Here is a 12,693-nt window from a genome sequence, read left to right on the forward strand (position 1 = left end):
GATGTCACCAACCAAGCAAAGCGTTGGCCGCACCCTACCATGAATCGGTCATGCAACAGCTGTCATCTGGTTCGCGAGATTACTCTCCGAAGCTGATCTCACTTGGGCGCAAAGGCATCGGAAAGGAAGCGAGCGGCGTTATCGAGCGCACGGCGGCTGCTTTCGAGATGGGCGACATCGAGTTGGAAGACGTGATGCATGCCCTCCCAGATCTCGAACTGAACAGAGACCCCTGCCCGCGCCGCGCGGTCGGCATATCGCACGGAGTCGTCGCGCAGGCGCTCGTCAGTACCGACCTGGATCAGGAGCGGAGGCAGCCCATGCAAGTCGCCGAGCAAAGGCGAAGCGAGTGGATCGGAGGCAGACACGGACCCCAGATACTTCTGTGCGCAATCCTGCAGATAGTCGTAGCCGATCAGCGGATCTTCCACTGTCGCATCGGTCATCGACGGACCGGCGAAGGTCATGTCGGTCCACGGCGAGAAGACGACACCCGCCACTGGGGAAGCGCCGAGGCTTCGTTTCTTTAGCTCTGCAAGAGTGACCAGCGTCAGACCACCGCCGGCGGAGTCGCCGACGATCGAGATCTGCTCGAATCCCTGGTCGGTCAGCCATTTCCACGCGGCCAGGGCAGCAGCCGGAGCGGACGGTAGCGTCGCTTCGGGCGCGAGCGGGTAGTCGATGACCAAGGCAGAAACCTGCGTGCGGCTGACAAGCTGGCTGACGAAACCGCGATAGGCCTTCGCTGAGCCAAGGACATAGCCCCCACCATGGAGATACAGGATGGCGGCGCCCGGCTTCGCAGTGACCGGGCGAAGCCACCAGCCGTTCACTCTTTCCGCATCGACCTCGTGGATGACGACGCCGTCAACCATGGGGCATGCCGAGATGAAGGCGTCGTAGACCGATCTCATATCGCCGGTCGCAGGCCCCCAGAAACTGGCGAACCTCTCACGAAGAGCGGATTCACGCGTACGCTCGCCGTCCGAGACGCCGACGAGCGTCGTTTCTGCCGCTGTGCTTTCCGACATTGTCAAATTGAACATGATCACTCTCCATGTTGCATGCCCGCGGTCGGGCAATATTCAGCGGTGCCCAACAGGCCTCCCGCCCCGCGCCGTGATGAAGGGTTGACGGTGGTTTGGTATCAAGCTGGGAGCGAGCCGAAACGGCCACTCGCGTAGTTGGCGAGCGTCTTGCGGACATCCTCTTCCGTGGACATAACCAGCGGGCCGTGCTTGACGAACCGCTCGCGGATCGGCCTTGCGGCCAAAAGGACGAAGTGCGTCGGCTCGTCGGATTCCAGAACGATATCGGTATCCACGCCGGCGCTGAGAGTGGTTGCCTTGCCCGCTTCCAGCGAACTAACTTCGCTCAGGCATCGAATGGTGAGCTTGCCGGAGACGGTATAGATCCAGGCCTGTCTGCCGCCCGGCAGATGGTGAGAAAAGTGGCCGCCCTTTGCGAGCGAGCCGTCGAGCATCGTCATCTCCTCCGGCGTACCTTCGGCCCCGACCAAGTTCCCGATACGGCCGAGAACGACACGCACTCGATATCCCAGCCCCTCGATGATCGGCACCTTTTCCGCATGCACATGGAGCGCGCGTGCCGGCTCGCCTTTGAGGCGGGCGGGAAGGTTGACGAAAATCTGTAGCGCGTGCGTCCGGGCTCCGGGCGCCGGCAGCTCTTCGTGGACGGCGCCGCTGGCAGCGGCCAGCCAGTAGAGATCCCCGCTCTTCAGGACTACGTTGCTTCCGAGTGTGTCCCGATTCACGAAGCCGCCGGTCGAATCCTCGAACATCGCCGTGACCGCCGAGATGCCGGCGTGAAGATGCGGCGCGAACGTTGGAGACGTCATGACGAAGTGGTCCACCATCAGCAGCGGATCCATGCGCCCGCCAAACATCTCCTCGGAGAAATGATTTGCTGTGAACCCGTTTCCGATCGTGTGGGATTTCCCGGCAACGACCGCCCCCAATCGAATTGAGGCATCGTTGATCTCTTCTTCTATCCGAACGTTGCGCATTGCCATTTCTCCTGAAGATCGGTGTTGGCGATCAATCTAGGAGAATGAAGCATCAGACGAGAAGTCACGCAATTTGCGACATAGCGTCCGATAGGATGGACGATCTAGATGAGCACTGCCTTGGGAAACTCGGCGGCCAGATGATCCAGGAAGACGCGAACGGACGGCAGAAGTCCCTGGCGGTACGGGATAAGGGCCGTAAGCGTCGAATCCCCGGCAATCCAATCCGGCAGCACACGCCGCAACGTTCCGGACAGCACGGCCTGGCGACAGACATAGCTCGGCAGCGCCACCACGCCGAGGCCGCTGATCGCAGCCTGCTGGAGCCCTATCATGTCGTCGCCGAGCAACCTCGGCGCCAGTGGCATGACGATCTCGTCTCGCGCCTGTCTCGCGTGACGAAGCCGCCAGACAGGCGCGATATCGCTTCTCATCATGAAAAGGGACGGATGATTTTGAAGGTCCTGCGGCGATTCCGGCATGCCGTTGGCGTCGAGATAGGCCGATCCGGCAAAGAGGAACCAGGGCGCCGGGGCAAGCGTCCTCTGCACCAGATTGGAATCGGGAAGCGGTTCGGAATGGGCGCGCACGGCAATGTCGAAATTTTCTCCGACAATGTCGACCGTCCGGTCCGCGGCATGCGCGACGACATTGACCTTGGGGAAGCGCAAGAGAAAGTCAGCGATGATGCCAGACATTGCAAACTGCATGGTCGCCACGCCGGCGGTGCATCGCACTGTCCCCGTTGGCTCGGTCAATCGATGCCGGATCGTCGTTTCCGCCAATTCCGCTTCCCGCAGCATTGCAACCGCATGCCGGTAAAAATCCTGGCCGGCATCCGTCATTCCGAAATGTCGTGATGTTCGGTTCAGCAGCCGGACACCGAGATTGCGCTCCAACTCCTGAATGCGGTGACTGAGGGTCGATTTGGGAATCCGCAGCGTCCGGCCTGCGGCCGTGAAGCCGCCGCGATCGACAATATTCACGAAGAAGAAGAAATCGTTCAGATCAAGCATCGATATCCATCGTTCAACTGTTCGGACGGCTGGTTTCAATATTGATGACTTTTGGGCCGATCGTCCAGCCGCTAGCTTTTACTCGTCACCAACGAAGGCTGTCCGACGGCAGCTTTCACAGAGCCGCGGATCGTCTCTGTCGCATGCAAAAGCAACCCAATTGTCCAGGAGAATGAAATGACCAATCGCGCTTATGAACCACTCACCGCCGACAATGCTGCTGTAATCCTCGTCGACCATCAGATTGGACTGATGACCGGTGTCAGAGACTATTCCACCGGTGAGCTGAAACACAATGTCGTGGCTTTGGCAAAGGCTGCCAAGGCTCTGAACCTGCCGATCGTCGTCACAACGACTGCACGCGATAGCATGTGGGGACCGACCTTTCCGGAACTTGTCGAAGCTCTGCCCGGCGTCGAGATCATCGACCGTTCTTCGGTGAATGCCTATGACGATGCCCGCGTTGCCAAAGCAATCGAGGCGACCGGCCGCAAGAAGCTTATTTTCGCCGGCATCTCCCTGGAAGTCTGCGCTGCCTTCCCTGCCATGACGGCGGTGGCACGGGGTCTGGACGCCTATGTGGCCGTCGATGCGTCGGGGACCTTTAGCGAGACAAAGCGCCAGGCCGGTTTGCTGCGGATGCAGCAGGCAGGCGTCGTCCTTTCTGACTATGCGACCATGATGGTCGAAATCCTCAGGGATAACGGAAGGCCGGAAGCGGGTGCCGTCTACGGCGCGCTTGACATGCCCTGGGCCACGCTCGTTGGCCAGATTGCCAGCGCTTACGGCAAATAACCCATGCAGAAATCAGCTCGACTTCGAGTATTTCCCGAGGTCGAGCGGCTATCAAAAGTTCGCCGAGGTCTTCAGCCCGAGCGCAAAGACGTCGTCGTTCTGGCTGGTGCCGCCTGGATGGACGACATATTGGAGATTAGGGCGAAAGAGCAGACCGGTCCTAGGACGGTACGTATAATACAACTCGAAAGCATACTCGGACGAATCGTCGGAATCAGACACACGGCTGTTCAGATGCGTCGTGCCTGCAGCAAAGCCGATATCGTCCTTGGGGCGCGACTCGAAGAGGCCGGTATAGACTAGGCCGCCGGCGATCTGGCGATCGGTTGTCGACGTCTGCTTGTCCGCCATAACGACATTCAGGAACAGGCTGAGATTGTCGGTAACCTGTTGCTGGAAATTGATGTAGCCGCCATATCGGCCGTGGTGCTGGCGTGCCGGCAGGCCGGTCAGGGCGATGGGATCGCCGTTTATGTCCTCTCCCACATCATCCGCCGTCGACGTGTCGTACCATGCACCAAACTTGTAGCTGCCCGGCAATTTGCTGCTGCCGATGGTGGGAAGCCACCCCAGCTCGACGGGGATGATGGCGCCGGTCGAGTCGCTGAAGAATACCGGCAGGACCTGATCCTGAAGGCTCAGATATTTGGGGTTGGCATCATAGACGCCCGTCTGGAAATAGCCGAAGTCATTCAGATTGACTTTAACGCGGGTGGCCCACTGGCTTATCGGCCAATTGTAAATGTAGTTGCCGACAAGGTTGCCCGGGTCCGAGCCGCAGAATGTCAGGTTCTGGAAATCACAGGAAAACGAGGCGAAATCCTCGCCGAAAGTCACCCGACCGATCTTCCAGTCGATCAATCCGTCAGCAAATTTCTGATCGTACCAGAATTGGGTGAGACGAATGGTCTGGCCTCGACCGTAGACTTCCTGCACCTGCTGTAGCGTGCCGAGCTGCGCGGCGGCGCTGAGATTGTTTCCGGTACGCTGGGTGAGAGTGACCTGGAACTGCGCATCGTGGATGCCGAGCAAGCGATCGAGGTCTAACGTCACACCACCTGTATACTGATCGGCATAGGCGCTCTTGCTCTCGACGCCGCCGGTCGCGTTATAGGCGAATTCGCCGGTATAACCGAACTGGAAATCGATGCCGCGATCCCTAAGACGCGTGCGAGCTCCGCCCCAGTCGCCAAACAGCCACGGAACCTCGGTAACGGCCGGCGTGGAATCCGGGGCGTGAGCGACGACGTCGCCGGCGTGAACGCTGCCGGCTCCGATAAGGGCAATGAGCACGATGGCCGCTCTGGCCAAGACCGCACGCTGCATGTTGTTTCCCCACTGATTCCCCACGAATATTCAGCGGAGCTTAACCTGCGACGGGGTCTTGTGAAATGCTAACGCACAGTTGGTTTGAGGCTTTGCACCGCAAATTCATCAATGGTGCGCGGGCGCAACATATGCGGGCCTTGATGTCGTGGCGTTTCTTGAACCGATCGGGGTCGGGGCAGCGCCACCATTCCTGGTACACTGAAATTCGCCATTCTTGGTGCTGTTTTTTGACCGCGGCAGGGCGCATCTCTTCCGTGACGGCTTTGCCGTTCGGTGAAGCTCTAGTCGCGCAGCGGCGCTTGAAATCGCACCTTCACGGCATAGGATAAGATCATGACAAATAACGACATTTTCGGCGCGAAGATCCCGGACAGCAAATTGGCAGGCAATATAACGCAGTTCATTCGTGACACCGAGAGCAACCTGCTCTTCCACCATTCCACGCGCGTCTATTTCTGGGGCGCCTTGACGGGAAAGCGGGACAGCCAGAAATTTGATCCGGAACTGCTATACGCCGCCGCCATGTTCCACGATGTCGGCCTGACGCATCACTATCACGAGAGCCAGCTGCGTTTCGAAGTAGATGGCGCAAACGCCGCCCGCGACTTTCTGCGGAGCCACGGGATATCAGAAGCGGACGTCGAGAGGGTCTGGCTTGCCATCGCCCTCCACACGACCCCAGGCATCCCGGAACACATGCATCCGGAGATTTCCCTTGTTCAGGTCGGGGCGGGAATGGATATAGCGGGCCGCAATTATGAGCATTTCACCGATGAGGAACGAGAGGCCGTGATCGCGGCCTATCCACGCAGCAAAGACTTCGGCCACGAGGTCATCGACGCGTTCTATCATGGTATGAAGCATCGGCCAGCCAGCACGTTCGGCACCTTCAATGACGATTTTCTCGCGTTCAGGGATCCCGGTTTTCAGCGCGCCGATGTGTGCAGCATCATCCTGAGTTCGCATTGGGAACGCTGATTCACCTTCGCCGATTGCCGATGGCCGCTTATGGCGGCATTCTGTCTCCTCGAAAGCTCAAAACCTTCAAGGATTTCCAGAATGCAGGAGTTCCAGGAACTGGTCGACTGGATCGTCGGCAAAGGCCTGTCCACTGACAGTATCGAAGATATTCTGCAGGGCGTCGCAGAGCAACTGGTGGCGCTTGGCTATCCGCTTCTTCGGGCTTCGATCACGATGCCATCCATCGATCCGCTGCAACGGGGTTTCGCAGTCGCATGGTCGCGATCCTCCGGCATTTCGGTCCATGTTCAAGGGCATGACGATGCGGGCCAGGAGATGTTTCGCAGGTCACCCGTTTCGTATCTTTTGTCGAACAATCTCCAGTATGGCCGGTGGAAGCTGCCGCCCGATGAGGATGGCCCATCCTACGCTATGCTGCAGGAATTGGCCGATCTCGGCGCGACCGAGTACCTGCTGAAGCTGACCCCCTACCCTGGAGGAACTGCTTTGGCCGGTGTCGGGTTCTCACTGGCAGGCGACGGCCCTGCGGGCTTCTCGGAAAAGCAAATTGCCGATCTCGACATTTTTTTGCCCGCGCTTGCGCTGGCCTGCTACCGGATCGCCGCGACCCGAGTCGCGACAGACATGCTTGCGGTCTATACGGGCACACGCACCAGCGAGCGAATTCTCAGCGGACAGACACGGCGTGGCGAGGGATCGGCCATCTACGCAGCCATCCTGCTCGCCGATCTCAAGAATTTCACCTCGCTCAACGAAAATCATGCACCTGATAACATCGTCGGGTGGCTGAACGAGCATTTCGAGGCGATAGGACAGCCGGTCGAGGAGCAAGGCGGCGAAATCCTGAAATTCATGGGCGACAGCCTGCTCGCCATTTTTCCGGCTGACATGGAAAATCCCGCCGAGGCCTGCCGCCGGGCGCTGTCGGCAGCCAGGACGGCAGCGGAAGCCAACGCGGCGCTCAACGAGAGACGCTCGGACGCCTCGCAGCCGGAAATCCTCGCCGATATTGTCCTGCATGTAGGCGAGGTCTTCTATGGAAACGTTGGCGCAGCCAGGCGCCTCGATTTCACGGCAATCGGGAAAGCGGTCAACGAAGCGGCCCGTATGGAGAAGCTGTGCGACACCGTCGATCGCAGCCTGCTAGCATCGGAGGCTTTTGTATCGCATTTTGAAACCGGGTTCGAAAAAGTCGGCACCTTTTCGCTCAAGGGCGTCACCCGCCCAGCCGAGATCTATGCGCTGACCGAATGATCGAAGAATTGCGGTTTCCGGGAGAAGATTAGGCGACCCGATCGCTTGGCCTGACAAAACCGACAGGGATCGCGACAGACAGAAGACTGTCGCGATCCCTTTGGAGCATTATTCCGGTTCAATGAGCGCCGGCGCCTGCACCAGCTTTCGGCTTCTGGGCGAAGAGCACCGCGACCGCTGCGATCGCCAGAAGGATACCGATGACGGCGAAGGTATCGCTGAACCCCATGATAAGGGCTTGGCGCTTGACGACACTACCGATCGCGACGATCGCCTGCTGTTTGGCAATAGCGGCGTCGGAGATACCATGCGCCTCGAAATAGGCAGTCATCTGGGCGATGCGGTCGCGCACTTCTTCTCGCCCAACGGTCACTGACTGGCCGATGATATTCGAGTGGAACTGCTCGCGCTTGGTCAGGACGGTGGACAATGTCGCGGTACCGACGGCGCCGCCGAGGTTGCGCAGCATGTTCGTCAGGCCGGATGCGGCTGCCGCATCCTTCGGGGCAATCAGGCCGGTCGTAATTGCGGTAACAGGCGTAATGACCATGGCCTGACCGATGGCGCGGACGATGTTCGGCACCCAGAACTGGTCACCGGCATTGTCGAGCGACAGCGTGATGTTCATGAAGCAGCTAATCGCGAAGATCGCAATGCCGAGGAAGGCGATGTAGCGTACATCGTAGCGCTTCATCAGCATTGGGATTGCGGGGATCAGGATCAGCTGCGGCAGGCCGGTCCAGGCAAGCACATTGCCGATCTGCTCCGCATTGTAGCGCTGCACCTGGCCGAGATATTGCGGCAGGATATAAACCGAGCCGAAAAGGGCGAAACCGACCAGTACATTTGCCAGCACGCCGATGGAAAAGTTGCGCTGCTTGAAAAGGCTGAGCTTGACCAGCGGCTTCTCGACCTTCAGCTCGATCCAGATGAAGGCGGTTAGGAAGACCGCGGCGATGATGGCGAGGCGAAGAATGAACGGCGAGGCGAACCAGTCGTCCTTGTTGCCTTCTTCCAGCACTGTTTGGAAGGCGGAGAGCCCGATCGCCATGGTGATGATGCCGGCCCAGTCGCCTTCCTTCAGCAGATGCAACTGCATCGGCTGCTTTTCCAGCGTCGCAGCCAGCGCGACAACCATGATGGCACTCGGCACCGCATTGATGAAGAAGATCGTCTGCCAACCGTAGTTTTCCGTCAGATAGCCGCCGATCGTCGGGCCGATGGCCGGGGCGAAGGTCACGGAGAGCGCGAAGATCGCAAGTCCGGTCGGCTGCTGCGGTTTGGGCAGCTTCGTCAGCACCATGGTGAAGGCCATCGGGATCAGGATGCCGCCTGCAAAACCCTGGAGGCCGCGCATCACGATCATCGAGCCGAGATCATGCGTGAAGGCACAGGCGATCGAGAAGATCGGGAACAGGATCGCGTTGGCGAGCATGTAACGCCGGAACGAGAAGACCTGGCTGAAATAGGCCGTCAGCGGAATGACCACGATCTCGCCAATCAGGTAGGAGGTCGAGATCCAGGCGCCGTTGTCGACGCCTGTTCCGATGCCGCCTTCGATATCGAGCAGCGAAGCATTGGTGATCTGGATATTGAGGATCGCCATGAAAGCGCCGATCATGCCGGCGAGGACGGCAATCCAATCACGGGTACTGGCGCGCTGGAAAGATGCGGGGGCCGGAGCGGCTAGCGATGCATTTGCAGTAAGAGTGGACATGACATGGTCCTCCTGGACCTCGGCTCAATCAAGCGCCATTGCCCTTGCCTGTTGCGGCAATCTTGGTGTCGATGCTCGGCTGCACGGACATGCCCGGGCGCAGATCGCCTGAGGCGGCGCTGTCCGCATCGATGGTGATCTTTACGGGAATGCGCTGAACAACCTTGGTAAAGTTGCCCGTCGCGTTATCCGGCGGCAGCAGAGCGAATTCCTGGCCGCTGGCGGGCGCCAGACTATCGACGTGACCGTGGTAGACCTTGCCCGGGAACATATCGACTTCCACATCGACAGGTTGGCCGGCATGAACGTCCGTCAGCTGCGTTTCCTTGTAGTTGGCGATCACGTAGACGGCCGAGGTCGGTACAACGGTCATCAGCTGCGTGCCCGCCTGGACATATTGGCCTACGCGTAGCGTGCGGTTGCCGACGACGCCATCGACAGGGGCGACGATGGATGCGTAGGACAGATTGAGTTCAGCCTGGTTCTGGACCGCCTGATCATGAGCAAGCGTCGCCTGTGCCTGCGCAACCTGCGCCTTCAGAATATCTATCTGCTTCTGGGCGGCCGTCAGTGAGGCACTGTCGCGTGCGATGGTGGCTCGGGCAGCGATGATCTGCGCAGCAGCTTGTTGCGCAATCTGAACGCCGGCAGCGCCGTTCGTCGCAAGGTTGGCATAGCGCTTGTCGTTTTCTTCAGCAAAGGTCTCGTTGGCACGGTCGACATCGACGGTTGCGCTGGCTGCAGCGATCAGTGACTGCTGCGTATCAAGCGATGCCTGCTTGGCGGTTACATCGGCGCGCGCTGCATCGACATCCGCCTTCGCCTGGTCCAATGCGGTGGCATAGTCACGGTCATCGATGCGCGCCAATATGTCGCCGGCCTTGACGGACTGGTTGTCGGCAACCAGCACGTCCTTGATATAACCGGATATCTTCGGGGCAATCGAGCTGTTGTCAGCCTGGACATAGGCGTCGTCGGTCGAAATCTCGAAACGGCCGGTCGTCCAGTATTGGTTGCCTTCGTAGGCGGCGCCGGCAATGACGACGAGTGCCGTGGCACCCATCAGAATCCTCTTTGTCCAACCCTTTTTGGCTGATGTCTCGGCGACAGCGGCGGCAGGAGCGGCCACGTCCTTGGCAACCACTGGCGTGCTGGCTTCCATGACGGGCACGACTGGCGCAGGGGCTTCCGCTTTCACATCGACCGCTTCGGCACTGTTGTTGTTCAATGCATGCAGTTTCGGGACCATTGTCTCTCTCCTGAACCGGCCGGTCGCGGGATGCGGTGGCGGCTCGGAATTATTCGGTTTCCATATTTGGAAACTTGATGTTTTCCAAAATAAGCGCTATAAAATGGATGTCAACAGGAATTTGGAAAATCATCATGGTCGAAATTCAAATAATTGAGAAACGCTCCCGAGGCCGCCCGCAATTGCGCTGCGACGACGACACAAGGGCTGTCATTCTTGAAGCCGCCAAGGCGCAGTTTCTGGAGAATGGCTATGCGGCCGCGAATATCAGCGCCATCGCCCAGGCCGCCGGCGTGTCCACCAAGACGCTCTACCGTCTGTTCCCTGCAAAGACCGATCTGTTTTCAAGCATCATTTCGAGCAAGATCGGCGAGTTTCTCCTCTGTCTCGACGACAGCGTCCTGGCGGCAATGGAACTGGAGGAAGGATTGAGGCGTATCCTGACGAGCTACGGTGTACTGACCTTGTCGCAGGAGACGATCGGCATAACCAGGCTGGTGCTTGGCGAGTCCGATCGCTTTCAGGAAATCGCCAACACATTCTACGAGACGGCAATCGTCGGCACCAATGCCATCATGGAGAAATGGCTGATGGCCCAGTGCGACAAGGGATTGATCAAGCTCGAGGATCCGCGCACCGCGACGGGCATGTTGCGCGGCATGATGATCATGGAGCCGCAGCGCGCCACGATGCTTGGTCAGCAGGAATCACCGACCCGGGACGAGATCCGCGCGCGCGCAAAAATCTGCGCCCGTCTGTTCCTCGGCGGCTGCAGAGCGTAGTCGCCGCCTCGGCCTCAGGCCGTCAGTTCGGCGACCTTTCGCTTGAGATCGTCGATATAGGCCGTGGCCGAAAGATCGGAGCCGGTTGCCGCGATGAGGATTTCGCTCGGGCTTTTCGACCGGCCATGTTGGTGAACATGCTCGTTCAACCAGGATTTCAGCGGCGCGTATTCGCCAGCATCAAGCCCCTTCTCCACCGCCGTTTCCTTTCGGGCGGCCGCAAAGAACTGAGAGGACATGATGTTGCCGATCGTGTAGGTCGGGAAGGATCCGACCATCCCCGATGACCAGTGTACGTCCTGCAGAACGCCCTGCGTGTCGGTCGAGACATCCAGCCCAAGATAGGCCTTGATCTTTTCGCGCCAGATATCAGGCAGATCGGCCACCCGGATGTCACCAGCCATCAAGCCGGCCTCGATCTCGGAGCGCAGCATGATGTGGAAGTCATAGGTCAGTTCATCGGCCTCCACGCGGATCAGGCTTGGACGTGCTGCATTAATCGCCTGCCAGAACTCGCCGACGGAGACATCGGAGAGTTGATCGGGGAACGCTGCCTTGAGATCGCCGAAGTGCAATTCCCAGAAGCGCCGCGAGCGGCCCACCCGGTTTTCCCAGAGCCGTGACTGCGATTCATGCGTGCCGAAGCTCGTGCCACCCACGGCATACAGATTGACGAAATCCGTGGTGAAGACCGAACGGCTGAACTGCTCGGCAATTCCCTGTTCGTAAATGCCGTGGCCCGCCTCGTGCCAGACGGCAAAGAGACCGCCCGGCAGCCAGGTTTCGCGAAAGCGGCCGGTGATGCGCACGTCGGAGCGGGTAAAAGATATCTCGAATGGGTGGACGGTGTCGTCGAGGCGGCCACGACCGAAATCATAGCCAAAACGGGTCGCCATCGCGCTTGAAAAGGCGCGCTGCTGTTCGACCGGATAGGCACGGTCGAGGATCTCGTTGCGGACCTTCGCCTGCCTTGCCTCGTTGAGCAAAGGGATCAGCGCCCGCTGCAATTCGGCATATAGCTCCCTCAAACGAGACCAGTTCATTCCGGGCTCGTAGGTCGCGACCAGCGCATCATAGGGATGTTCGGCATATCCGATTGCGCCGGCAATCTCGCGCTGCATCTCCATCGTTCGCTCAAGAAAAAGCGCAAAGCTCTGGAAGTCGTTCGCGGCGCGCGCCTTGGCCCAGGCAGACTGGGCAACGGTCTTCAATTCTGCCGCAGCTGCAACGAGAGATGCCGGGATACGCGACAGCGTTCCGATCGCATCGGCAGCCTGCTCCACAGCAACGATCCGGATGTCCGCGGCCGGCACACCTTTCAGCTCGCCCCGAGCGCCCTCGATCGCGCGCTGCATCGTGTCGCCGGTCGCCAGATCGCGTGCCAGTCCGGCAAGGGTGGCAATCTGCTTCCCGCGCGCCTCAACACCGCCCGCGGGCATCATGGTCCGGGAATCCCAGGTCAGGAGATTTACCGCGCAGAGAATATCGTTGACCTTTGCGATTTCGGTTTCGAAGGCGGCGAAGCTCATGAAAATATCCTCTGA

Annotated in this window: 11 protein-coding genes; 4 read left to right on the forward strand and 7 right to left on the reverse strand. The window is 59.4% G+C overall.

The genetic code is table 11. The features are described 5' to 3' along the window. Nucleotides 1-98: 98 nt before the first annotated feature. The 3 genes from DTW90_RS23040 to DTW90_RS23050 all read right to left on the reverse strand — a co-directional run bounded on the left by DTW90_RS23040 (nucleotide 99) and on the right by DTW90_RS23050 (nucleotide 3,042). Nucleotides 99-1,046: an alpha/beta hydrolase gene (locus DTW90_RS23040; RefSeq protein WP_132526278.1), complete on the reverse strand. Its 948-nt coding sequence runs from the start codon at nucleotides 1,044-1,046 to the stop codon at nucleotides 99-101. Between the two features lie 101 nt (nucleotides 1,047-1,147). Beyond that, complete coding sequence (locus tag DTW90_RS23045) at nucleotides 1,148-2,026, reverse strand: pirin-like C-terminal cupin domain-containing protein (RefSeq protein WP_149341233.1); 879 nt, start codon at nucleotides 2,024-2,026, stop codon at nucleotides 1,148-1,150. 104 nt (nucleotides 2,027-2,130) lie between these two features. Beyond that, nucleotides 2,131-3,042, reverse strand: coding sequence for a LysR substrate-binding domain-containing protein (locus DTW90_RS23050; protein WP_132526282.1), 912 nt, complete (start codon nucleotides 3,040-3,042; stop codon nucleotides 2,131-2,133). Nucleotides 3,043-3,219: 177 nt separating this feature from the next. On the opposite strand from DTW90_RS23050, the gene DTW90_RS23055 reads away from it, so the two are divergent. After that, nucleotides 3,220-3,837, forward strand: coding sequence for an isochorismatase family protein (locus DTW90_RS23055; RefSeq protein ID WP_132526284.1), 618 nt, complete (start codon nucleotides 3,220-3,222; stop codon nucleotides 3,835-3,837). Nucleotides 3,838-3,888: 51 nt separating this feature from the next. On the opposite strand, the gene DTW90_RS23060 is transcribed toward DTW90_RS23055, so the two are convergent. Continuing rightward, nucleotides 3,889-5,163 carry a carbohydrate porin gene (locus tag DTW90_RS23060; protein WP_149341235.1) on the reverse strand — a complete coding sequence of 425 codons (1,275 nt, stop codon included), beginning with the start codon at nucleotides 5,161-5,163 and terminating at the stop codon, nucleotides 3,889-3,891. A 336-nt stretch (nucleotides 5,164-5,499) separates the two neighbouring features. Here DTW90_RS23060 and DTW90_RS23065 point away from each other — a divergent pair, with 336 nt between their 5' ends. Together DTW90_RS23065 and DTW90_RS23070 are read left to right on the forward strand one after the other, a co-directional pair. Beyond that, nucleotides 5,500-6,144, forward strand: a complete 645-nt coding sequence (locus DTW90_RS23065; RefSeq protein ID WP_149341237.1) for an HD domain-containing protein — start codon at nucleotides 5,500-5,502, stop codon at nucleotides 6,142-6,144. A gap of 81 nt (nucleotides 6,145-6,225) precedes the next feature. Further along, nucleotides 6,226-7,401, forward strand: coding sequence for an adenylate/guanylate cyclase domain-containing protein (locus tag DTW90_RS23070; protein ID WP_149341238.1), 1,176 nt, complete (start codon nucleotides 6,226-6,228; stop codon nucleotides 7,399-7,401). Nucleotides 7,402-7,519: 118 nt separating this feature from the next. On the opposite strand, the gene DTW90_RS23075 is transcribed toward DTW90_RS23070, so the two are convergent. Continuing rightward, entirely contained in the window at nucleotides 7,520-9,118 is a 1,599-nt protein-coding gene (locus DTW90_RS23075) for a DHA2 family efflux MFS transporter permease subunit (RefSeq protein ID WP_132526292.1), read from the reverse strand. Nucleotides 9,119-9,146: 28 nt separating this feature from the next. Beyond that, entirely contained in the window at nucleotides 9,147-10,367 is a 1,221-nt protein-coding gene (locus tag DTW90_RS23080; protein WP_149341240.1) for an HlyD family secretion protein, read from the reverse strand. A 134-nt stretch (nucleotides 10,368-10,501) separates the two neighbouring features. Here DTW90_RS23080 and DTW90_RS23085 point away from each other — a divergent pair, with 134 nt between their 5' ends. Further along, the gene (locus DTW90_RS23085; RefSeq protein WP_132526296.1) at nucleotides 10,502-11,149 is read left to right on the forward strand and encodes a TetR/AcrR family transcriptional regulator; all 648 of its coding nucleotides are present in this window, start codon (nucleotides 10,502-10,504) and stop codon (nucleotides 11,147-11,149) included. Between the two features lie 14 nt (nucleotides 11,150-11,163). On the opposite strand, the gene DTW90_RS23090 is transcribed toward DTW90_RS23085, so the two are convergent. Beyond that, nucleotides 11,164-12,678: a carboxypeptidase M32 gene (locus DTW90_RS23090; RefSeq protein WP_149341242.1), complete on the reverse strand. Its 1,515-nt coding sequence runs from the start codon at nucleotides 12,676-12,678 to the stop codon at nucleotides 11,164-11,166. Nucleotides 12,679-12,693 lie beyond the last annotated feature (15 nt).

This window comes from Neorhizobium sp. P12A, assembly GCF_008365395.1.
Classification (GTDB): domain Bacteria; phylum Pseudomonadota; class Alphaproteobacteria; order Rhizobiales; family Rhizobiaceae; genus Rhizobium.

Coding starts and splice junctions, on each gene's coding strand:
- DTW90_RS23055 (WP_132526284.1), top strand. CDS start 3,220: ATGACCAATCGCGCTTATGAACCACTCACCGCCGACAATGCTGCTGTA.
- DTW90_RS23080 (WP_149341240.1), bottom strand. CDS start 10,367: ATGGTCCCGAAACTGCATGCATTGAACAACAACAGTGCCGAAGCGGTC.
- DTW90_RS23070 (WP_149341238.1), top strand. CDS start 6,226: ATGCAGGAGTTCCAGGAACTGGTCGACTGGATCGTCGGCAAAGGCCTG.
- DTW90_RS23065 (WP_149341237.1), top strand. CDS start 5,500: ATGACAAATAACGACATTTTCGGCGCGAAGATCCCGGACAGCAAATTG.
- DTW90_RS23040 (WP_132526278.1), bottom strand. CDS start 1,046: ATGTTCAATTTGACAATGTCGGAAAGCACAGCGGCAGAAACGACGCTC.
- DTW90_RS23085 (WP_132526296.1), top strand. CDS start 10,502: ATGGTCGAAATTCAAATAATTGAGAAACGCTCCCGAGGCCGCCCGCAA.
- DTW90_RS23090 (WP_149341242.1), bottom strand. CDS start 12,678: ATGAGCTTCGCCGCCTTCGAAACCGAAATCGCAAAGGTCAACGATATT.
- DTW90_RS23060 (WP_149341235.1), bottom strand. CDS start 5,163: ATGCAGCGTGCGGTCTTGGCCAGAGCGGCCATCGTGCTCATTGCCCTT.
- DTW90_RS23045 (WP_149341233.1), bottom strand. CDS start 2,026: ATGCGCAACGTTCGGATAGAAGAAGAGATCAACGATGCCTCAATTCGA.
- DTW90_RS23075 (WP_132526292.1), bottom strand. CDS start 9,118: ATGTCCACTCTTACTGCAAATGCATCGCTAGCCGCTCCGGCCCCCGCA.
- DTW90_RS23050 (WP_132526282.1), bottom strand. CDS start 3,042: ATGCTTGATCTGAACGATTTCTTCTTCTTCGTGAATATTGTCGATCGC.